Source organism: Cobetia sp. 10Alg 146, assembly GCF_029846385.1.
In the GTDB taxonomy this organism is placed as follows: Bacteria; Pseudomonadota; Gammaproteobacteria; order Pseudomonadales; family Halomonadaceae; genus Cobetia; species Cobetia marina.
In genome coordinates, this window is record NZ_JARWKT010000002.1 from 450,766 (window position 1) to 472,259 (window position 21,494).

Annotated in this window: 17 protein-coding genes and 1 tRNA gene; 10 read left to right on the top strand and 8 right to left on the bottom strand. The window is 64.0% G+C overall.

Annotated elements, in window-relative coordinates; genetic code table 11:
- Nucleotides 1-37: 37 nt before the first annotated feature.
- Nucleotides 38-655 (bottom strand): ComF family protein, encoded by a 618-nt coding sequence (locus QD172_RS04920; RefSeq protein WP_139345415.1) that lies wholly within the window; start codon nt 653-655, stop codon nt 38-40.
- Between the two features lie 328 nt (nt 656-983).
- Here QD172_RS04920 and bioB point away from each other — a divergent pair, with 328 nt between their 5' ends.
- From bioB to QD172_RS04950, 6 genes are all read left to right on the top strand, one after another.
- Nucleotides 984-2,162: a biotin synthase BioB gene (bioB, locus tag QD172_RS04925; protein WP_279855148.1), complete on the top strand. Its 1,179-nt coding sequence runs from the start codon at nt 984-986 to the stop codon at nt 2,160-2,162.
- Between the two features lie 18 nt (nt 2,163-2,180).
- A complete protein-coding gene (locus QD172_RS04930; RefSeq protein WP_279855149.1) occupies nt 2,181-3,512 on the top strand; it encodes an 8-amino-7-oxononanoate synthase in 1,332 nt (443 codons plus the stop codon).
- Nucleotides 3,509-4,330 carry a hypothetical protein gene (locus QD172_RS04935; RefSeq protein ID WP_279855150.1) on the top strand — a complete coding sequence of 274 codons (822 nt, stop codon included), beginning with the start codon at nt 3,509-3,511 and terminating at the stop codon, nt 4,328-4,330. Before QD172_RS04930 ends, QD172_RS04935 begins: the two co-directional genes overlap by 4 nt.
- Nucleotide 4,331: 1 nt before the next feature.
- Nucleotides 4,332-5,159: a methyltransferase domain-containing protein gene (locus QD172_RS04940; RefSeq protein ID WP_279855152.1), complete on the top strand. Its 828-nt coding sequence runs from the start codon at nt 4,332-4,334 to the stop codon at nt 5,157-5,159.
- A 38-nt stretch (nt 5,160-5,197) separates the two neighbouring features.
- Nucleotides 5,198-5,989, top strand: coding sequence for a dethiobiotin synthase (bioD, locus tag QD172_RS04945; RefSeq protein WP_077371825.1), 792 nt, complete (start codon nt 5,198-5,200; stop codon nt 5,987-5,989).
- A gap of 90 nt (nt 5,990-6,079) precedes the next feature.
- Nucleotides 6,080-6,164, top strand: a tRNA-Leu gene (locus tag QD172_RS04950).
- A 378-nt stretch (nt 6,165-6,542) separates the two neighbouring features.
- Here QD172_RS04950 and QD172_RS04955 read toward each other — a convergent pair.
- Both QD172_RS04955 and QD172_RS04960 read right to left on the bottom strand, forming a co-directional pair.
- Entirely contained in the window at nt 6,543-6,914 is a 372-nt protein-coding gene (locus tag QD172_RS04955; RefSeq protein WP_157109495.1) for a hypothetical protein, read from the bottom strand.
- A gap of 226 nt (nt 6,915-7,140) precedes the next feature.
- Nucleotides 7,141-7,467 carry a YnfA family protein gene (locus QD172_RS04960; RefSeq protein WP_077371819.1) on the bottom strand — a complete coding sequence of 109 codons (327 nt, stop codon included), beginning with the start codon at nt 7,465-7,467 and terminating at the stop codon, nt 7,141-7,143.
- A 216-nt stretch (nt 7,468-7,683) separates the two neighbouring features.
- On the opposite strand from QD172_RS04960, the gene QD172_RS04965 reads away from it, so the two are divergent.
- Together QD172_RS04965 and QD172_RS04970 are read left to right on the top strand one after the other, a co-directional pair.
- Nucleotides 7,684-8,136 carry a nucleoside diphosphate kinase regulator gene (locus QD172_RS04965; RefSeq protein ID WP_191236657.1) on the top strand — a complete coding sequence of 151 codons (453 nt, stop codon included), beginning with the start codon at nt 7,684-7,686 and terminating at the stop codon, nt 8,134-8,136.
- A 232-nt stretch (nt 8,137-8,368) separates the two neighbouring features.
- The gene (locus tag QD172_RS04970) at nt 8,369-8,914 is read left to right on the top strand and encodes an Mpo1-like protein (protein ID WP_205632710.1); all 546 of its coding nucleotides are present in this window, start codon (nt 8,369-8,371) and stop codon (nt 8,912-8,914) included.
- Between the two features lie 178 nt (nt 8,915-9,092).
- Here the strand turns inward: QD172_RS04970 and QD172_RS04975 are convergent, their stop codons facing one another.
- The 5 genes from QD172_RS04975 to QD172_RS04995 form a co-directional block, all read right to left on the bottom strand.
- Nucleotides 9,093-10,922, bottom strand: coding sequence for an acyl-CoA dehydrogenase C-terminal domain-containing protein (locus QD172_RS04975; RefSeq protein ID WP_279855153.1), 1,830 nt, complete (start codon nt 10,920-10,922; stop codon nt 9,093-9,095).
- Nucleotides 10,923-11,250: 328 nt separating this feature from the next.
- Nucleotides 11,251-12,456 carry a uroporphyrinogen-III C-methyltransferase gene (gene cobA / locus QD172_RS04980; protein WP_307722817.1) on the bottom strand — a complete coding sequence of 402 codons (1,206 nt, stop codon included), beginning with the start codon at nt 12,454-12,456 and terminating at the stop codon, nt 11,251-11,253.
- Between the two features lie 196 nt (nt 12,457-12,652).
- Nucleotides 12,653-13,930 (bottom strand): serine--tRNA ligase, encoded by a 1,278-nt coding sequence (serS, locus tag QD172_RS04985; RefSeq protein WP_077371807.1) that lies wholly within the window; start codon nt 13,928-13,930, stop codon nt 12,653-12,655.
- A 135-nt stretch (nt 13,931-14,065) separates the two neighbouring features.
- Nucleotides 14,066-14,443: a fluoride efflux transporter CrcB gene (crcB, locus tag QD172_RS04990; RefSeq protein WP_084209182.1), complete on the bottom strand. Its 378-nt coding sequence runs from the start codon at nt 14,441-14,443 to the stop codon at nt 14,066-14,068.
- 206 nt (nt 14,444-14,649) lie between these two features.
- Nucleotides 14,650-15,507: a hypothetical protein gene (locus tag QD172_RS04995; RefSeq protein ID WP_077371804.1), complete on the bottom strand. Its 858-nt coding sequence runs from the start codon at nt 15,505-15,507 to the stop codon at nt 14,650-14,652.
- Between the two features lie 350 nt (nt 15,508-15,857).
- Here QD172_RS04995 and QD172_RS05000 point away from each other — a divergent pair, with 350 nt between their 5' ends.
- Both QD172_RS05000 and QD172_RS05005 read left to right on the top strand, forming a co-directional pair.
- Nucleotides 15,858-19,073 (top strand): FAD-binding and (Fe-S)-binding domain-containing protein, encoded by a 3,216-nt coding sequence (locus QD172_RS05000; RefSeq protein ID WP_279855154.1) that lies wholly within the window; start codon nt 15,858-15,860, stop codon nt 19,071-19,073.
- A 209-nt stretch (nt 19,074-19,282) separates the two neighbouring features.
- Nucleotides 19,283-21,250 carry a sodium:proton antiporter gene (locus QD172_RS05005; RefSeq protein ID WP_077371798.1) on the top strand — a complete coding sequence of 656 codons (1,968 nt, stop codon included), beginning with the start codon at nt 19,283-19,285 and terminating at the stop codon, nt 21,248-21,250.
- Nucleotides 21,251-21,494 lie beyond the last annotated feature (244 nt).

Below are 21,494 nucleotides of genomic sequence, written 5' to 3' on the forward strand. Positions count from 1 at the left end.
TCACACCGCCAGTCCCGCAGGCCATAGACCAATAGCATCATGGCGAACCAGGCGGCGTACGCGCCAGCACACAGGCGACGACCTCTCGAGCCCCCGCCCGCTGACAGGCCTGCGCCAGGCTGTCGAGGGTCGCGCCACTGGTCATGACATCATCGATCAACAGCACGCTTTCCGGCAGAGGAGCGCTGATGTCATAACGTCCGCGTTGCGCCTTCAGACGTCCGCGCCGCCCCCGCAGACGCTGATCCTCATCGGCCGCATGTCCCGAGCGAATCCGCACCACGTCGCCGCGTTGTCGTTCACGCACCCGCAGACCACGCGTCAGCTCCACCAGCACCTCATGCCCCCGCGTTCGTCGCCGTCGCGAATCCCCCGGCACCAGGATGACCCATGCTTCGGGACGTGCTGCCAGCCACTCCCGGCAGAACGGGGCCAGCTCTCGCGTCATCAATTGGCGCAGCAGGAGCCCGGCACGCCTCTGATGCTGGTCCTTGTAACGCTGGAAGAGACCCGCGATCAGCCCCTCATAGCGCAATGGAGCGTACACGTGCTGATAGGCCGGTGGCGTCCGCAGACACCGTGCACAGGCCACCTGACTCAATGCCTCGGAGGCCACCGGCTCGGCACAGCACGGGCAGGCATGACGATTGCGCACGATCCGCTCTTCACAGGCCTCGCACCAGTCGCCATGGCGTCCCCTCGGGCGCCTGCCATGCTCATGCCCTCGTTGCTGCTGCAGGCAGAAGGCACAGGGGCGTGACACACGCCTCCTGTCAACCAGCAGACCTTCCAGCGTTGACAGCACTCGCGAAAACTCTATCATTTCAGTCAACCCTCATTCATGAATCGCGTTGACTGACCGACAGCCGTCGCTCGCGGGACTGGATGGCGGCGTGCGCCTGACCCGAAGACACTGGCGATCGTCCGGCGCTGACTGCCACCTGACGCGTCTCACTGCCTGCCTCAAGAAGGATCTCACTCCCATGACCGTAGAAGCCCCGAGCGTGACCACGCAAACCTCGCACGACGAACGGACCAACGCAGATGGCGAGGTACGTCACGACTGGCGCGTCGAAGAAATCGAAGCGTTGTTCGCCCTGCCCTTCAATGACCTGCTGTTCCGGGCCCAGCAGATCCACCGCCAGCACTTCGATCCGAATGCCGTCCAGGTCTCGACCCTGCTGTCGATCAAGACCGGCGCCTGCCCGGAGGACTGCAAGTACTGCCCGCAGTCAGGCCACTACAACACTGGCCTGGGCAAGGAAAAGCTGATGGAGATCCAGAAGGTGGTCGAGCAGGCCCGCGCCGCCAAGGATGCCGGTGCCAGCCGGTTCTGCATGGGCGCCGCCTGGAAGAGCCCGCGGGAGCGCGATCTCGAGGTGGTCACCGAGATGGTGCGTCAGGTGAAATCACTGGGACTGGAAACCTGCATGACGCTGGGAATGGTCGATACCGATCAGGCCAGAAAGCTCGCGGATGCCGGCCTCGACTACTACAACCACAATCTGGACACCTCACCGGAGTACTACGGCGAGATCATCACCACGCGCAGCTACAGCGAGCGCCTGGACACCCTGGCCAGCGTGCGCGAAGCCGGCATGAAGGTATGCTCCGGCGGCATTCTCGGCATGGGGGAAACCACCACGGATCGTGCCGGCCTGCTGCGCCAGCTGGCCAATCTGCAACCACAGCCGGAATCGGTGCCGATCAACATGCTGGTCAAGGTGGCGGGCACACCGCTGGAAAATGTCGAGGATCTCGATCCCATCGAGTTCATCCGTGCCATCGCCGTGGCGCGCATCATGATGCCGAAGAGTCACGTGCGCCTGTCCGCCGGTCGCGAGCAGATGGACGATTCCACCCAGGCGCTGGCCTTCCTCGCCGGTGCGAACTCCATCTTCTATGGCGAGCGTCTGCTGACCACCGGCAATCCGCAGGCCAACCGTGACCGCGAGCTGTTCGAGCGCCTTGGCCTGCACCCGGAAACCCGCCAGGAAGTCGCCAGTGACGATGTGCGGGAAGCGGCGCTCAAGGCAGCCATGGAAGAACAGGCGCGCGCCAACGTCGAAGGCAGCCTGTTCTACGATGCCACCCGCGAGACGACGCCCGCCAGCAGTGAAGGCCAGGTGCGTGAACGCAAGCCCTGCGGTCTGGTGGTCTGATCCCACGTGGCCACCGACATGCCCACCCGCTCACACACGCGCTCCAGTGGCGGCGCAAGCTTCGCCCACCTGGACGACCTGCTCGCCAGACGCGAGCAGGTCGGGCGCTATCGCCGGCGCCTGACACTGGATTCGCCACAGGGGCCCCACGTCAGCCTCGCCGGACAGGCAGCAGGTGAAGAGGCACGTCCGCTGCTCAACTTCACCGCCAACGACTACCTGGGGCTGGCCAACCACCCGGCACTGGTCGAGGCCGGCTGTCGCGCGGCGCATGAATTCGGTGTCGGCAGCGGCAGTGCCCATCTGGTCAATGGTCACCAGACGCTTCATCACCGACTGGAAGCCCGTCTGGCCGAATTGACCGGACGCCCGCGTGCGCTGTTGTTCTCCACCGGCTTCATGGCCAATCTCGGCGTGATCGATGCGCTCGCGAGCGCCTCGCGCGAGGCCGGGCGCACTCTCGAGATCTTTCATGACCGTCTCAACCACGCCAGCCTCCTCGATGGCGCGCGGCTGGCATCCTCCGGCAACTCAGCCGTGCGCTCGCGCCGCTTCCATCATCGCGACCTCGAGGATCTCGAGCGCCAGCTGGCACGCTCACAGGCCGACGACAGGCTGGTGATCAGCGATGGCGTGTTCAGCATGGATGGCGACTGTGCCGATATCACGGGCCTGGCTCGGGCATGTGCTCGCCATGGCGCCTGGCTGATGATCGACGATGCGCATGGGGTGGGCGTGCTGGGCGAGCACGGCGAAGGACTGGTCGGACGGAACACTCCGCTGGCCGAAGTGCCGGTATTGGTGGGCACGCTGGGCAAGGCCCTGGGCAGCGCTGGCGCCTTCGTCGCCGGCAGCGAGGCATTGATCGAAAGCCTGATCCAGCTGGCCCGCCCGTATATCTACACCACGGCGCAACCCCCGCACGTCGCTGCCGCCACCCTGGCAGCGCTGGATATCATCGAGCAGGAACCACAGCGACGCGAGCACCTGGCGGCGCGCGTACGACAGTTTCGCGAGGGGTGTGCAGCTCTGCTTGCAGGCAGTGGTCTGGCGCTCGGCCTGCCCCCGGTGACGGCAGGCGCCCCCTCACCCCTCACTGACCCGATGACACCGATCCAGCCACTGATACTCGGTAGCGAAACTCGTGCCCTTGCCTGGAGCGCGGCACTGCGCGAGCGCGGCATTCTGGTATCTGCCATTCGTCCCCCGACGGTCCCAGCCGGCAGTTCACGCCTGCGCTTCACCTTCAGTGCCGCGCACAGCGAGAACGATGTCGAGACTCTGCTGGCCGCCCTCAGGGAGGTGCTGGAATCGAGCACTACCAGACCCACCACGGGGGCCGAGACATGACGCGATTGACACGTCTGGTGCTATTCAACGGCTGGGGTATCGATGCCCGCATCTGGCAACCCTTGAAGACGCGACTGGCCGAGCGACAGCAAGCTGCCGAACGAGAGCGGACTGCCGGACCTGCGACACGCCCGATCGAGATCGTGACGGCAGACTGGCCCCTTGCGGCGCCTGACGATCCCGAAGCAGCTCCTTCGCACCTCGGCGGAGCGGACACGCTGTGGCTGGGCTGGTCATTGGGTGCGCTACGCGCCGAGGCACTCGCGACTGCGCTGCCGATGGACCAACGGCCCGCGGCACTCATCGCGTTGGCCATGGGGCCGGCGTTCATCACGCCGGATCACGCGACTCCCGAGACGACTCTTGCTCATCGCAGGCCCCCGGCGCCCCTTCCGGCACTGCCCAGCATCACGCTCACCACCTTCCAGACAGCCTTTGCCCGCTCTCCGCTCGCCAGCTGGCAGCATTTCCTGCGCTGGCAGGCCAGTGGCGAGCCTGACCCGCGCGACTGCCTACGGCAGTTGCGTGAATTGATCGGCACTCGCCCTGAAAGCTCTGTCGATGCACTCTCGGCAGGGCTCGAGGAGCTGGCCACGCGGCGAATGTCACTGACACGAGCAGGTCAGAATCTCGAATTCTGGCTGGGCCGGGATGATCCATTGCTGGCACCGGGACTTGCCGAGGCACTGCGTGATCACGGCCATCAGGTGGTGGAATATTGCGGCGGACATTGTCTGCCACTGAGTCGCCATGATGACCTGGCCGATGCCCTGCTGACTCGCATGGGCCATGTCGTCGTTGCAAGGGAAGAAGGCTGAGATGCAGATGGTGACCCTGCCCCACGCGTCGTCGCGCCAGCGTATCGCTCAGGCCTTCGATCGCGGCGCGAGCGAATACCTCACCCTGGCACGCGCCCAGCATGTCATGGCCAGCCGATTGTTCGAGACCTTGCCGACAACGCTTCCAGATGCTGCGGTGGTACTGGATCTGGGGTGCGGCCCCGGCCAGTGGACACGTGAGCTGGCGTGCCACTACCCCACCGCACGTTGCCTGGGGCTGGATCTGTCGATGGCCATGCTCAGAGAGGCCTCGAGATCCGCCGACACGCCGCCTCGGCACATGACACCAGGCAACGCGCAACCTCCTATCCACTGGTTGCGCGGCGATGCCGAGCGCCTGCCAGTGGCCGACAACAGTCTGGACCTGGTGTTCTCGAGCCTGGCAGTGCAATGGTGCCCCACCCCCCGCCACTGGCTGGGGGAGCTTGCGCGTGCACTGAAGCCGGGTGGCAGGGCGCACATCAATACGCTCGGACCAGGCACATTGGCAGAGATCCGCCATGCCTGGCAGCGACAGGATGACTCGGTCCGACACTTTCCCTCCCGAGAGCAGCTGATCGACTGGGCACGGCGCACTGGCCTCAAGGTGCATTGCCAGACACATCGTCATGTCTTCCATTATCCTGACGTCTCGGCCGTCATGCGCTCCATCAAGGGAATAGGCGCCCAGACAGCGAGCGGGTATCGCCTGACACGTGCGGATCTGGCCCAGGCGACCGCCCGACACGAGGCGCTTCGCACATCGCAAGGATTGCCTGTAAGCTATCAAGTCATTGAACTTGTCATGGAAAAATCAGTCACAGACTGATAGACATCAACGCGAACACTTTGCAGAAAGATAACGAAATGCCATCAGCGCACTTGAGCAATACCAGCCAGCCTTCCGCCTCCCATGCCATCCCCCACGGCATCGCGGCCTTCGTGACCGGCACCGACACGGAAATCGGCAAGACCTTCATCGCAAGCGCCTTGCTGGCTCGTGCCCGCATGCGGGGCCTGAGCACTCTCGGGCTCAAGCCCGTGGCGTCAGATTGTTTCGAGAGTCACGACGGGCTGGTCAATGCCGATGCCCTGTCGCTGCAGGCACAGTGCGAGCCGCCCGCGGATTACGAGAGCATCAATCCCTGGCGATTCGCTCCGGCCATCGCGCCGCATATCGCCGCACGCCAGGCAGGTGTGAGTCTCGAAGTGGCCAGGATCTCTCGACACATTCGTCACCAACGCGAGACGGCCCCGCGTGACCTGACCTTGATCGAGGGAGCAGGCGGCTGGCGCGTTCCGCTCAATGACGAGGAAGATTTCTCGGATCTGGCCATCGCCTTGGGGCTACCGGTGATCCTGGTGGTAGGCCTGAGACTCGGGTGCATCAATCATGCACGTTTGACCCTGGAAGCCATCGAGCGCGATGGGCTTGAGGTGGCAGGCTATGTCATCAACCATCTGGAAGCCGACATGGAAGTCAGTGAAGACAACATGGCGACGTTGTCGCGCACGCTGAAAGCGCCCTGTCTCGGCGTGGTGCCTTGGGTGCGTGATGATGACCTCACTGACAGCCGCCATGCGGCAGAACGCGCCGCGAGCTATCTGCAATTGCCCTGCGGACTCGAGTCACGCAGCCAACATGGCCACCATGACTGACAAGCCGTCGCTGTGGCCTCCCTCAAGGGATAATTGGCCACAAGCGATTGACTTGAAAGGCATCGCAGGTAAAATGCACGCCAGCTTCTCGCGGAAGTGGTGGAATTGGTAGACACGCCAGATTTAGGTTCTGGTGCCGCAAGGTGTGGGGGTTCGAGTCCCCCCTTCCGCACCATCAGCACATCCTGCTGATGCCCTCTCGAAGCATCCTCTCTGTCTTTACTGATCTATCCCCTGCTCCATCAGTCCGCTGTCCACATGATGCGACTTGCTGTGTGATGCGACCTTTCATGGGATACGACTTTCCATGTGCTTCTCACGCGTATCGCGATCTCTCGTCGTGGCTTGCCGCACGCTGCATTCCCATGGCGTCGGGCTTGTGTACTCCGTCATTTCCCCTTGCCGTTCTCGCTAGCCGTTTCCCCCTGGCTTCTCCCTCTGTCGTCACACTCCAGTCGTTTCCCTGTCGGATTCAGCGCCCCCTTTCAGCGCCCCCTTTCAGCGTCCAACCGCTTGCATCGAGGAAACGACATCCTCTCTGTTCTTGTCTGGCTCAACGAGGCCTCAGCCTGTCCTGCAGCGTCGCCAGCGTCAGGCGCGCATCGTCCAGAAGTGCCTGTTGCTCATGACGATCATGATGCGCCTCACCGGCCGCTGCCAGTTGCAGATTCAGATACTCGACACCGCTGGTGAAGCGATAGAACGCCTTGTGCGAGGCCACGGCACGGAATGCCTCGAGCTGATCTCCGGGTACCTCAAGCGGTCTGCCGGCGATGACCTCGGGCTCAGCCTCGCGAAGTGTCGCAAGCAGTGGCCTCACGGCAGCATTCCACTCGTGACGACGCGGTAGATGGCGTGCGAGCAAGAATCCGACGAAGCCGCCAAGCACTATCCCACCAAGGCCCCACAGCAGTTCACTTGTCATGTTGGTGTCTCGGTGCATCCATCAGTGATCCAGCATCCTGGTAATAAAGCATGAGTCCTTCTGATACTAACGCGCTGGTGCGCAAGGGGTGTAGCGCCTTGACGGAATCCTCCATTCCCGACATCCGTCATGGGACCTTCGTCCTACAAGATCGGCCTGCTGCAGCGAACGATCGCGCCATCAGCGCCAGGCGTTCAGGGACCGGCTCAGCGAGCCTGCCCGCGACTCACTGCGCCCGCCCTCCCCACAGGATCAGCGCACTGCCCAGCAGGCAGACCAGCGAGCCAAGCAGATCCCAGCGACCCGGCACCTGTTGCTCCACCAGCCAGAGCCAGAGCAGCGAGGTGACGATATATACCCCACCATAGATGGCAAAGGCTCGCCCCGCCTGATCGACATCCACCAGCGACAGCAACCAGGCAAACGCACCGAGGCTCATCATGCCCGGGATCAACCATAAAGGGCTGCGATCCAGTTTCCACCACGCCCAGAAGGCGAAACAGCCGGCGATTTCCGCCAGTGCCGCCAAGGGATAGATCCATACGATTGCCATGACGATATCCTTGCAGGGAAAGATGACAGCGCCTCATCACCTGTCGTGATCAGACGACTCCCCTGTACGAGAAAAAGCGAATAGGATTGACCTGCGGCTGACAGGAACCTCGGGGCCACCCGGACGCCAACCGCTTCCCACGAAAACAATGCCAGGATTGGCGACGTCTTGCGGCGCAGCATAGCGCGACGCGACGTGATGACAAGGAACCTGCAGATGACTCGGCCACGTCTGATCATCAACCGTCTGGATGCGGATCGCATTCAGCGCCTGATCGATAGCCAGCAGCATGATGACGAGCTGGCAACCCGCCTGGAAAGCCGCCTGATTCAGGCGGAGATCGTGCCACCGGATGACTTCCCGAACAATCACGTCAGCATGCGCAGTCATCTGCGCCTCACCGGCTCTCGCTCTGGCCATCATGAACTGATGCTGCGTTATCCAGACCCCGCAAGCGAGGAATGCATTCCGTTCGCCTTCGGCTCCACCGCGCCTTCCCTCCAGTCGGCCATAGCCCCGCTGTGCATCATGTCCCCCCTGGGGATCGCCCTGCTGGGACTGGCTGTCGGCGAGCAGATCACCCTGCCCTGCGAGGATGGCCTGAGCGACATCATCCGTGTCGATGCCATTCTGCATCAGCCTGAGGCCTGTGGTCAGTTCCACCTCTGAATTCGCCGCCAGCGCTGTCGCCTTCTCGCCCGCGCTGGCGCAACAGACCCCAGACCGGCCAGGCTGACAGCCGCCCTGTACCCTGCCGGCCGACACGATACGCTATGATGAAAGTCAGCAGGGTTGCCGGACCTTGCTGCATCACGCCAATGCTCTCTGACCTCCCCACGCCACCTATCCCGCTGCGCACGCGCCAGCCGGGCACTCATCATGTCTGTCAGGAGATCTTCACATGGGCATCTCATCGCACTCGCACATGGGTCTTGGCGCTCAGGCGCGCCTCAAGGAATCGCTGGCCCACTACTCGGCCAGCCATCGGCACCCCGACAATATTCGTCTGCATCTCATCTGTGTACCGCTCATCTTCACCGCGACACTGATCCTTGTCTGGCGGCTGCTGGGGGGCCAGGGGATGTCCAGCGAACCCGGCGCGGGACTGTGGATGCTGCCCGGCGGCCTGCTGACCCTCGCTGCGCTCGGGTTCTATGCCCGACTCTCGTGGCGCGCATCGCTGGTGATGCTGGTCTGGAGCCTGATCAGTCTTGCCGCGATGTTCGCGATGCTTGGCCTACGCTGGCCAGTGGTCCCGTTGATGGTGGCAATCTTCCTGCTTGCCTGGGTCGGTCAGATCATCGGCCACCGTCTCGAGGGGCGAAAACCCGCATTTCTCGATGACCTGCGCCAGCTTCTCATCGGCCCGCTGTTCGTACTTGTCGAACTGTTTCCCGACCTGCGTGACTGGCTTCTCGCATCCAAATCCTCCTCTGACGACGCCTGAGTCCGCCCTCTGCCGCAAAGGTCTACAATGCAAAGGCCTGAAACGCAAAGGCCTGAAACGCAAAGGCCTGAAACGCAAACGCCCAGCGATCCGGAAGGATCGCTGGGCGTTTGCGTTTCAGAGTGTCACGAATGAGCCGTTGCCCGAATCATCGCATGGCTCGCCGTACCGGCACGGCTCACTGCGCCGGATCGAAATCCTCGAGACGGAAGGCCATCAGCGGTGCAGCACCTGCCGCGATCTGGGCTTCCAGCGCGACGGCGCGCGGCAAGACCCGCTGGACGAAGTAGTTGCCCATGGCCAGCTTGCGACGGTAGAAATCCTCCCCGCTGGCACCCGATGTCGCCAATCCCTGTACCGCGGCGCGCGCCATGCGCAACCACAGATAGCTGTAGACACACAGCCCGGCCAGGTCGAGGAAATCGCAGGCCGCTGCCCCCAATTCCTCGGGATTATCATCCGCGCGGGCCAGCAACTGCTCGGCGACACGCTCCAGGCGCGCCAGTTCCTGCTGGCAGGCCTCGGCGAACGGCCGGGTCCGCTCGTCGTCATCCTGCCCCTCAAGCTCGGCCCTGACCTGCTCGGCAAAGCGTGCCACGTACGCCCCGCGATTGCGGTAGAGCTTGCGTCCGACCAGATCCATCGCCTGGATCCCATTGGTGCCTTCGTAGATCATCGCGATGCGGGCATCACGCACGTACTGCTCGGCACCCCACTCCACGCAATAACCATTACCGCCATAGAGCTGTTGCGCCATGACAGTGGCATCGAAGCCACGATCCGTCAGCAGCGCCTTGGCGATCGGCGTCAGGAATTGCACCAGTGCATCCGCATCAGCCTTCACCGCTTCATCGGCGTGATACTTGACGCGATCCAGCTGCTGACCGACGAAGACGGCAAAGGCCCGTCCGGACTCGTTCCAGACACGGGTTTCCAGCGCCATGCGGCGAACATCAGGGTGAACCAGAATCGGATCAGCCGGCCTGTCTGGTGCCTGTGCGCCCGTCGGTGCGCGGCTCTGCAGACGTTCAGCAGCGAAATCCATCGCACTCTGATAGGCCACTTCCCCCAGTCCCAGCCCTTGCAGGCCGATGGAGAGGCGCTCGTAGTTCATCATGGTGAACATCGCCGCCAGCCCCTGGTGCGGCTCGCCGATCAACACCCCTTCGGCACCATCGAAGTTCATCACGCAGGTCGCGCTGCCCTTGATGCCCATCTTGTGCTCGATGGACCCACAGCTGACCGCATTCGATGCCGCGGGCTGTCCCTCGGCATCGAGCAGTTGCCTGGAGACCAGAAACAGCGAGATGCCGCGGGTGCCGGAAGGCGCATCCGGCAGCTTGGCCAGCACCAGATGCACGATGTTGTCGACCATGTCGTGCTCGCCACCGGTGATCCAGATCTTGGTGCCGGTAATGCGATAACGTGGCAGCCCCAGCAGTGGGTCATCACCCTCGAGGGGCTCGGCACGAGTGCGGATCATGCCCAGGTCCGTCCCGCAGTGAGGCTCGGTCAGACACATGGTGCCCAGCCAGTCACCGGCGTACATGCGCGGCAGAAAGACCCGCTTGACGGATTCAGGGGCATGGCTGTCCATCGCCAGACAGGCCCCGGCATTCAGTGCCGGGTAGAGCGCGAAGCTGGTATTGGTAGCGTAGAGCATTTCCTCGAAGGCCACGGTGAGCATCTTTGGCATGCCCTGACCGCCGTATTCAGGGTTGCCACCCAACCCCATCCAGCCACCCTCGGCGAGCACCCGATAGGCTTCCTTGAAGCCCTTGGGCGTGGTGACACGCCCCTCTTCGAAGCGCGCGCCCTCGGCATCACCACTCAGGTTCAGCGGCAGCAGCTCTGCCTGGGTCACGCGCGCGCCTTCCTCGAGTATCGCCTCGGCCAGTTCCGCATTCACCTCGGAAGTGGCCTCCATGGTCGCCCATTCCTGCTCGGCCGCGAATACCTCGTTGAGCACGAAACGTGCATCCTTGAGCGGTGCCTGATACTTGGCCATGTGACTCTCCTTGCAGGTCTCTTCCGACGACGTCTTGCAACGGCGTGGTTCGTGATGGCGTGCTGTCGGCCGCGAGCCTTCCGTCGTGACACTGCAATACCGTGACACTGCGCCGCTGGAGCGCTGACAGGGTCCGACCCGCGATTCAAACGATTGCTTGAAACAATAGGCGCAATCGCTGTCTGCGTCATCTCGACCTTGGCCCAAGGCGTACCGCGCGACGCTCGCTGCGCGCCACGGGACCTCATGACGCAAGACGCCGCCCCGGCAGGAACCGGGGCGGCGTCTTGAATACTTGATTACTTGAATGCTCGAAGCCTCACCTCTCTCAGGCAGTGTTCACCTGGGCCAGCGGCGTCGGGTGCTTGCCATCTTCCCAGCCAAGGCTGCTGTCGGCCGTCGGCGAGAACCACTTGAGGGAATCATGCAGCCTGACGACATCCCCGACGATGATCAACGTCGGCGGCTTGAGCCCCTGCCCCGCCACCTGTGCCGGCATCTCCGCCAGAGTCGCCACATGCACGCGCTGACGCGCGGTAGTGCCCTGCTCCACCAGCGCGATCGGCGTGCCGGCCGCCAGACCATGGTGGATCAGCTGCTCGCAGATCAGCGCCAGACTGCCCAGCCCCATGTAGAACACCAGGGTCTGGGCGGGGCGTGCCAGCGCCTCCCAGTCAAGGTCACAGCTGCCATCCTTGAGGTGCCCGGTGACGAAACGCACCGACTGGGCATGATCGCGGTGGGTCAGCGGAATCCCGGCGTAGGCGGCGCAACCGGAGGCCGCGGTGATACCTGGTACCACCTCGAAACTGATCCCGGCATCCGCCAGCGTCTCGAGTTCCTCACCACCACGCCCGAAGATGAAGGCATCGCCGCCCTTGAGGCGCACGACACGATGGCCAGCGCGCGCATAGTCCACCAGTGCCTGATTGATGCCTTCCTGGGGCACGCTGTGGTCACTGCGCGCCTTGCCGACATACAGCCGGCGGGCTTCAGGCCTGGCCAGCGCCAGAATCTCGTGACTCACCAGCCGGTCATGGATGATCACGTCGGCCTGCTGCAGATGACGCAATGCCTTGAGGGTCAGAAGCTCCGGGTCGCCGGGGCCGGCGCTGACCAGCGCCACCTGACCATGCGTGCCGGTGAAGCGATCCTCCTCCTTCACCGGCAACACCGCCTCGCCCGCGACCAGCCGGGGCGGAAGACGCACGCTGGAGTCCGCCGGATGACGCGGCGCAAACACCATGACGTGCTGCTCACGCGCGTGGCGCAGGATACCGCGATCCCGGCCCTCGCTACCCGTGACGACCAGCCACAGCTGGCCGGGTGCAGGCACCGGTAACAGCGTATCGGCCACTTCCCAGCCCTCTTGACCGCACAGTCTCTCCAGCGCCGGCATTCGGGCATCGCCGTAGACACACAGATCCGCCCCCAGGCCGGCAAAGCGCTCGGCCAGCGCCAGCGCCTCCTGGCCACCGCCGATCAGGCACAGCTGGAGTCGTGAAGGATCACAAGAGAGATTGAGAAATTCCATGGGCATATCCACAAACGGGGCGAGGCTGGGTAGCAGCCTTCGATGAACGGCATTTTAGAGCATAAGAAACACTCTCTAAAATAACCAATAAGCATAACGACCCCGAAGGCACGTTGTAGCAGAGCCGCAGACGAAAAACCCCCGCTTCCGGCCGGAAGCGGGGGTTCGGGGCGCGAGCGGAGCTGCGCGGCGGGCCTCAGACGTTGAGGGTGTCCACACCGCCCATGTAGCTGCGCAGCGCCTGCGGCACGCTGATGGAACCATCCGCATTCTGATGGTTCTCGAGCACCGCGACCAGACAACGTCCCACCGCCAGGCCGGAGCCATTCAGTGTGTGTACCAGCTGCGGCTTCTTCTGTCCTTCGACACGGGCGCGTGCCTGCATGCGACGTGCCTGGAAGTCTTCGCAGTTGGAGATGGAGGAAATCTCGCGATAGGTATTCTGGCTCGGCAGCCAGACTTCCAGGTCATAGGTCTTGGCCGCCGCGAAGCCCATGTCGCCGGTGCACAGCGTCACGGCACGGTACGGCAGCTCCAGCGCCTGCAGGATGGCCTCGGCATGGCCGCGCATCTCTTCCAGCGCGTCATAGCTCTTGTCCGCCTCGACCACCTGCACCATCTCGACCTTGTCGAACTGGTGCTGGCGAATCATGCCGCGGGTATCGCGACCATAGGCACCCGCCTCGCTGCGGAAGCACGGCGTATGCGCGGTGAACTTGAGCGGCAGATCGCTGGCGTCGAGAATCTCGTCGCGCACCATGTTGGTCAGCGGCACTTCGGCGGTCGGGATCAGGAAGAATTCGCGATCGTCATTGAGCTTGAACAGGTCTTCCTCGAACTTGGGCAGCTGGCTGGTGCCCATCAAGGAATCACGGTTGACGATGTAGGGCACGTAGAACTCTTCGTAACCGTGCTCGAGGGTCTGCTTGTCGAGCATGAACTGCACCAGCGCACGATGCAGGCGTGCGATGGAGCCGTGCATGATGGCAAAGCGTGAACCGGTGATCTTGGCGGCGAGCTCGAAGTTGAGCTGCCCCTTGAGTTCCCCGAGGTCAACGTGATCACGCACCTCGAAATCGAACTCACGCGGGGTGCCCCAGCGATGCAGCTCGACATTGTCATTCTCGTCGGCGCCTTCCGGCACGTCGGCGTTGGGCAGGTTCGGGATGCTGGCGGCCATGGCCTCCGCCTTGCTCTGCAGCTCGGAGAGCTCTTTCTTGGCGGCGTCGAGGCGCTCGCCCAGATCACTGACTTCCGCCAGCAGCGGTGCGATATCTTCACCGCGAGCCTTGGCATTGCCGATGGACTTGGAGCGAGTGTTGCGCTCGTTCTGCAGCGATTCGGTCTCGATCTGCAGATCACGGCGACGCGCTTCCAGGGCGGCGAAGGCCTCGGTATCCAGCTGATAGCCACGACGTGCGAGGCGCTCGGCGGTCGCGTCAAGATCGGCGCGCAGAAGTTTCGGGTCCAGCATGTGGGAAGGCTCTCTCGTCAGTTCACTCAGGCCGCATCGCGGCACGGTAAGGTCATGCGCACTAGTCTACCTCAGCCACGCCCCGCTTCGCAGCCGCCGCAATGCCGAGGCAGCCACCCGGGGGCAGGCCGTCGCTCACAGCAGGGCGCGGGCGAGCTTCATGCCGAGCGCCACCATGCCCAGACAGGCCACCACGCTCACCGCGACGTAGATCAGCCCTGCCAGCATGCGACCGCTGATCATCAGATTGAGCGCTTCGAGGGCGAAGGTGGAAAAGGTGGTGAAGGCGCCGGTGAAGCCGGCCACCATGATCGCCTGCCAGACAGGCGCAAGCTTGAGCTCTTGGGTCACCCAGATGAACAGGAAGCCCATCAGGCAGCTGCCGAGGAGATTGACCCCGAGCGTCCCCCAGGGGAACCCTCGACCCGCCGTTCCCGTGATCCAGCCACTGACCAGATAACGTCCAAGAGCGCCGATGGCGCCGCCCGCTGCTACTGCCAACCAGGTTCCCATGTCTCGCATCTGCCTCATGTCATGAGCCGCCAACGGCTCGTCCAGCTGTCGAAATACAAGACCATGCCTCAGGCACGCAGCCGCACCTGAGGCATGTCATTGACTGCCAGTGTAAGAAAATCGCGGGACGCGGGGAACTCGGGTCACGGGAAAGACGGGTTCAGCAAAGCATGACTCGCCGCCCGTGATGACCGACGGACATGGAATCAGTTCAGCTCGCTTCTCAGCCCATCCAGCACTTGCTGCCACCGATGGTGGGCACCGTCCTTGCCGCCCAGTTGCTCAAGCCCGCGTGCCGTCCAGGTGCCGGGCGTGCCGATGCGCGAGGCAAGCTCGCCCGGCGGGGTATCGGGGTGGGCTTCCATCAGGGCAAGGGCATCACGCATCTGGGTCATCAACAACTGGCGGGCCTGCGGCCCGGTGATGCCGGGGACGGTCTGGAACCAGTCAAGCAGCGCCTGCTGCTGGGCCAGCTGCCAGGCATTCACGCAGACTGCCAGCATGCTGGCCTCGAAGGCGGCCTCTTCCTCGAAGGCAATCACCTGCCGGACTGCCGGACTGAGCAGGTCCCGCGTGAGGGGGTCTTCCGGATAGAGCGTGAGCGCGCTCTGCCCCTCGGACACCGCCAGCCCCGTCATCACGCGCACCACTCTGGCCGGCGCGAACCAGCGCTGCAGGTTGGCGAGTGAGACACCGGCCGCCATCACCATCAGATGATGGTCCTTGCTCAGAGCGCGGCTTTCACGCAGTTCCATGGCCAGCGCTTCCAGCTGCTGCGGTCGGACCCCGACCAGCACGCAGAGGCTGGCTTCGCATACCGCGACGTTGCTGGCGTGGCGGACGGCACCGAAACGCCAGCCCAGACGGTGGCTGCGGACATCATTGCGCGGCGAGAGGTGGAACTCGAGATCATGCCGCGAGCGCCCATCGCGCAGGCAGCCTCGCGCCAGCGCGACCAGAAGAGACTCCGCCAGTTCTCCCACGCCCAGAACCCCCAATCGCGTAGGAGGCTGACGGGATTCGCGATGGCAGGTGGAGGTCGAGGGATAGGATGACGATGCCATGGAACGGCTCCTGCTGAGAGAAAGGAAACGAGCAAACCACAAGGGTGTCGGTCGATGGTGCCTCTGCCGATATCCTGCATCGGTAGCTTCTTCACGGCAGAGGATGCGGCAAGAGGGATTGCCTCGAGAAGCTCCCGCATGAAGGGGCGTGCCACAACGAGACGTGGCGGGAACTTCCCGGCAATCTAGCCCCTTTCAAGCGTAGTCAGTCCTGACTCGGATGACCGGATTATCCTGACAGGACAGCGCAGGATGCCCCTTGAGGCTGGGGCCACGCCTTCAGCTCAGGTAAGCTTAGGCACATCGGCCCACGTGGCCTGCCTGACGCGACTCACTGCCCGAGCGAGATCATGACCGAACGCCTGCTGGATACGCCTGCCCCCGTCGATGCCCTCTACCTGGACTTCCTGGCCGCCCTGCGCGATGCAGGCTTTGCCGGTGACATCAGTCCGGACTACGCCAACCGTACCGTGTTGTCGACTGACAACTCACTGTATCAGGTACTGCCTCAGGCCGTGGTCTATCCACGTCATGCCGAGGACATCCAGTGCATCGCACGGCTGTCCAACGACCCCCGCTTCGCGGCGGTCACCCTGGCGCCACGTGGCGGCGGTACCGGCACCAATGGCCAGTCACTCAATGATGGTGTGCTGGTGGATGTGTCGCGCCACATGAACCGCATTCTCGAGATCGATGCCGAGAAGCGTCGCGTACGGGTCGAGGCCGGGGTGGTGAAGGATCAGCTCAATGCCGCGCTCAAGCCGCATGGTCTGTTCTTCGCCCCGGAACTCTCGACCTCCAATCGTGCCACCATCGGCGGCATGATCAATACCGATGCGTCCGGCCAGGGGAGCTGTGAATACGGCAAGACTCGTGACCACGTGATCACGCTCGACAGCGTGCTGCTGGATGGCACGCGACTGGCGAGCCATGCCATCGACGATGCCGAGCTCGAGGCACTGTGCGCACGTGAGGATCGCGTCGGTGAGATCTACCGCACCGCGCGCGCCATCGCCGATGAGCGTGCCGAGGAAATCGCCGACATCTTCCCACCGCTCAATCGCTGCCTGACCGGCTACGACCTCGCCCACCTGCGCGAGGCCGATGGGCGCTTCAACCTCAACAGTCTGCTGTGCGGCGCCGAGGGCACGCTGGGCTTCGTGGTCGAGGCCGAGTTGAATGCCCTGCCCATCGCGCCCTGCTCGACGCTGATCAACCTGCGCTACGCGAGCTTCATGGACGCGCTGCGCGACGCCAAGACGCTGATGGCGGTCGAGGGCAACCGTCCGACTTCCATCGAGACGGTGGATGACACCGTGCTCAACCTGGCCATGCAGGATTTCGTGTGGGACAGCGTCGAGGAATTCTTCCCGGCCAGTGCCGAGGGCTCCCCGGCCATCGGCGGCATCAACCTGATCGAATTCAATGCCGACAGCGAAGCGGCACTGGACGCCAAGGTGGCCGCCTTCAGCGAGCATCTGGCCAGTGACACCAGCGTCGAGCGCCTCGGCTTCACCGAAGCGCGTGGGCGTGCGCAGATCAGTCGCGTCTATGGCATGCGCAAGCGCTCGGTGGGCTTGCTGGGCAATGTCGAGGGAGAAGCCCGTCCGCTGCCCTTCGTCGAGGACACGGCCGTTCCGCCGGAGCATCTGGCGGACTACATCGCCGAATTCCGCGCCGCTCTCGATGCCCGCGGCCTGCGTTATGGCATGTTCGGGCATGTCGATGCCGGCGTGCTGCACGTACGCCCGGCACTCGACATGAAGGACCCCGCCCAGCAGGCGATGATTCGCGAGATCTCCGACGAGGTCGCCGCCCTCACCCACAAGTACGGTGGCCTGCTGTGGGGCGAACACGGCAAGGGCGTGCGCTCGGAATATGCCCCCCGCTTCTTCGGCAGCCTCTATGGGGCGCTGCAGGACGTGAAGGCGGCCTTCGACCCGCGCAATCAGCTCAACCCGGGCAAGATCACCTCGCCCCGCCTGTCAGTGACGCTGGTCGACGACGCTGGCGCCAGCGAAGGTGAGAGCGAGAGCGACAAGCGTGATCACGCTGACAGCGCCGTCGAAGCCTTCGACCCCCACCTGATGCGCATCGATGACGTGACCATGCGCGGCGATCTCGATCGCCAGATCGATGAACGCGTGTGGCAGGAATACGCCAGCGCCGTCTACTGCAACGGCAACGGTGCCTGCTACAACTACGACCCCAACGACGCCATGTGCCCGTCCTGGAAGGCGACGCGACAGCGCATCCATTCGCCCAAGGGACGCGCCAGCCTGATGCGTGAATGGCTGCGCCTGGAAGGCAATGCCGGACGTGACGTGATCGCCGAGGCGCAGGCCGCCCGGACGCCGGGCCTCAAGGGGGCCGGCCTGTGGCTGGCGCGTCTGCCGACCCGCATCGGCGCTTCGCTGAAGGCGCGTCGTGGTGGACAGACGCAGACTGGCGCTCAGGAGGCCGGCTTCGATCAGCAGGTCTATCAGGCGATGGCCGGCTGTCTGGCGTGCAAGTCCTGCGCGGGCCAGTGTCCGATCAAGGTCAACGTGCCGGACTTCCGCAGCCGCTTCCTCGAGGTCTATCACCATCGCTATCAGCGTCCGCTGCGCGATTACCTGATCGGCAGCCTCGAGTTCGTGCTGCCGTGGGCCGAGCGCGTCACGCCGCTCTACAACGGCCTGCTGTCCAATCGCCTGGTCAGTCGTCTGCTGGAAGGCCCGATCGGCATGGTCGATGCCCCACGCCTGTCGCGCGCCAGTCTGCGCAGACAGCTCAAGAGCTGGGGCGTCTCGGAGGCGACCCCGACCCAGCTCGGCCGCCTGACCGAGTCCCAGAAGGCCAGAAGCGTGATCCTGGTGCAGGACGCCTTCACCAGCCACTTCGAGGCCCAGCTGGTGATGGACATCATCGAGCTGCTGTCACGACTCGACATTCGGGTGTTCGTCGCGCCCTTCGCCCCCAATGGCAAGCCGCTGCAGGTACAGGGCTTCACCGGCGCCTTCCAGCGCACCGCGCGCGCTCAGGCCAAGCGTCTCAAGGCGATCGCCGATTTCGGCGTGCCGCTGGTCGGCATCGACCCGGCGATGACCCTGACCTATCGTCAGGAGTACGTGAAGACCCTCGGCCCGGACGCCGTGCCGGATGTCCTGCTGCTTCAGGAGTGGCTGATCAGCCTGCGCAAGCTGCTGCCGGTGGGCGTCACCAAGACGGTGCTGGGCAAGATGGACCCGGGCCTGACACTCCTGAGCCACTGTACCGAGAGCACCAATGCGCCGGGGTCCGCCAAGGCCTGGCAGCAGGTGTATGCCGCCTTTGGTCTCAGCCTCGAGACACTCTCCACCGGCTGCTGCGGCATGTCCGGCACCTATGGTCACGAAGCGCGCAATCTCGAGACCTCACGTGCCATCTATGAGCTGTCGTGGAAGGCGGTGGTCGAGGACGAGGCCAATCAGGGCAAGCTGGTCGCCAGTGGTTATTCCTGTCGCAGCCAGAGCAAACGCTTCTCCGAACGTCAGCTGCCGCATCCCCTCCAGGCGCTGCTGCCACTGGTGCGTCGCGCGCAGTGACAGCCAGGGGGCCCAGTGGCCGTGCAGGAGGAATGACATGAGGGGAGCGCGATAAGGCAACGCGACGTTGCATACCACGGAATCAATCGCTAGTCTGCGCCCTTCCGGCCAGCCGTGATGTTGGCATCTGGCCGAGACAAGACGATTCGATGAGCGGTGACCGCGTCAGTGGCACCGCTCATTTTCGCTGACTCCAAGGAAGCTTCCCGATGACGGAACCCGCACTGGCCCTGACCCTGATCGGTCTGATGGCTCTCGGCTGTCAATGGCTGGCCTGGCGCATGCGTCTGCCCGCCATCCTGCCGCTGCTGATCGTTGGCATCCTTGCCGGCCCCGTCACGGGCTGGCTCAAGCCGGATGAGCTACTGGGAGACCTGCTGTTCCCGCTGGTCTCGCTGGCAGTGGCGGTGATCCTGTTCGAGGGCAGTCTGACGCTGGACTTCAAGGACCTGCGGGGACACGGGCACATCGTCAGACGACTGGTGACCACCGGGGTGGTGATCACCGGCGTGATCGGTACCGTGGCGGCGCATTATCTGCTCGACATGCGCTGGGAGATGGCCGCCGTGCTCGGGGCCCTGCTGGTGGTGACAGGCCCGACCGTGGTGATGCCATTGCTGCAGACCCTGCGCGCGCGCGGCAACCTGACCCAGATCCTGCGCTGGGAAGGCATCATGATCGACCCGGTGGGCGCGCTGCTGGCGGTACTTGTCTATGAGTACGTCGCACTGGGCATGACCGGCAATGCGGTGTCACATACCCTGGTGCTGTTCGCCCAGACGGTGGGCCTCGGCCTTGGCATGGGCGCGCTGGGCGGCTGGTGCTGGGGGCTGGTGCTGCGCCACTTCTGGCTGCCCCAGAAGCTGCACAACTTCGGCACCCTGATGGTGATGCTGGGGCTCTTCGCCATCTCCAATACCCTGTTCCACGAATCCGGACTCCTGACCGTGACCGTCATGGGGGTATGGCTGGCCAACATGCGCGGCGTGCCTACCCAACAGATCATCGAGTTCAAGGAGACGCTCACCGTCCTGTTGATCTCCGGGCTGTTTCTGCTGCTGGCGGGGCGCCTGACCGTCGAGCAGCTTTCACTGCTGTCCTGGCCGGCGTGGGTCTTCCTGGCCGTGTTGATGTGGGTCGCGCGCCCGCTGACTGTCTGGCTGTGCACCCTGGGCAGCGAATTGACGCTGCGCGAGAAGGCGCTGCTGGCCTGGCTGTCTCCTCGCGGTATCGTCGCGGCCGCCGTGGCCTCGCTTTTCGCGCTCAAGCTCGAATCCCAGGGCATCGAAGGCGCCGAGATGCTGGTCCCGATGACCTTCCTGGTCATCATCGGCACGGTGGTGATCCAGAGCTTGCTGTCACGCCCCATCGTCAAGGTGCTGGGTGTCGGTGAGCCACCGCCCTCGGGCTTCCTGATTCTCGGGGCCAACTCGGTGTCGCGCCTGGTCGCCCGCGAGTTGGTGGATGCCGGCTTCTCGGTACGCCTGACCGATACCAACTGGGACGCGGTACAGGAAGCCCGCATGGCAGGCCTGCCGGTCTATTACGGCAACCCGCTGTCCGAGCATGCCTCACAGCATCTCGAGTTGACGGGCATCGGCCATCTCATGCCCCTGTCGCCCTATCGCGAGCTCAACAGCCTCGCGGCGCTGCATTTCGAGCACATTCTCGGCCACGGCCGGGTCTTCCGGCTCGCCGAGGACAATGGCAAGAATGCCAAGCGCCAGCAGGACCAGGCGCTCGGCCACCTGCCGCTGTTGTTCGATGGCCAGGTCACCTACGCCAAGCTGGCCAGCCTGCTGTCACAGGGGGCGGAGTTCCGACGTGCCCGCATCAGCGAGAACTTCAGTCTCGAGGACTATCGCCGGATTCATGACGACCGCCTGCTGACCCTGTTCTGCATCAGCAGCCAGGGCCGGATTCGCATCGCCAATTCCGCCGTCGCACTGGAACCCAAGGCCGGTGAGACGCTGATCAGCCTGATCTATGCCGACTCGCCTGAGCTGACCCGACCGGCACAATCCAAGGCGGACAAGGCCGAATCGAGCAAGTCATCCCAGGCCGCAGAAGGGGCAGGCTCTGACGCGAGTTCCTCCACCCGCTCCACCGCGAATCCCGGCACCGCCACGGGCTCCGGCCCCCTGCCCGCCAGCCGTCTCCCCGGTGGCCGAGCCTGATGACGGCTTGAATGCATCCCGAAAACGGCATGCGCGCAGACGGCACGGCGCCCGGAGATGATGCCAGCCCCCTGACCACGAGACCCGCTTCCTGCGGGCCTCGTGGCGAATGGTGCATAGCCGCGAAGCGGGATTCACAAAAAATGCCTAAAACGTTAGTGGCAGACTCCGACAGCCGCCCAAAATGCTGGTAGAGTACGCGCCAGTTTTGGCAGCCCTGTCCGGCAGCCAGCGCTATTGCCTT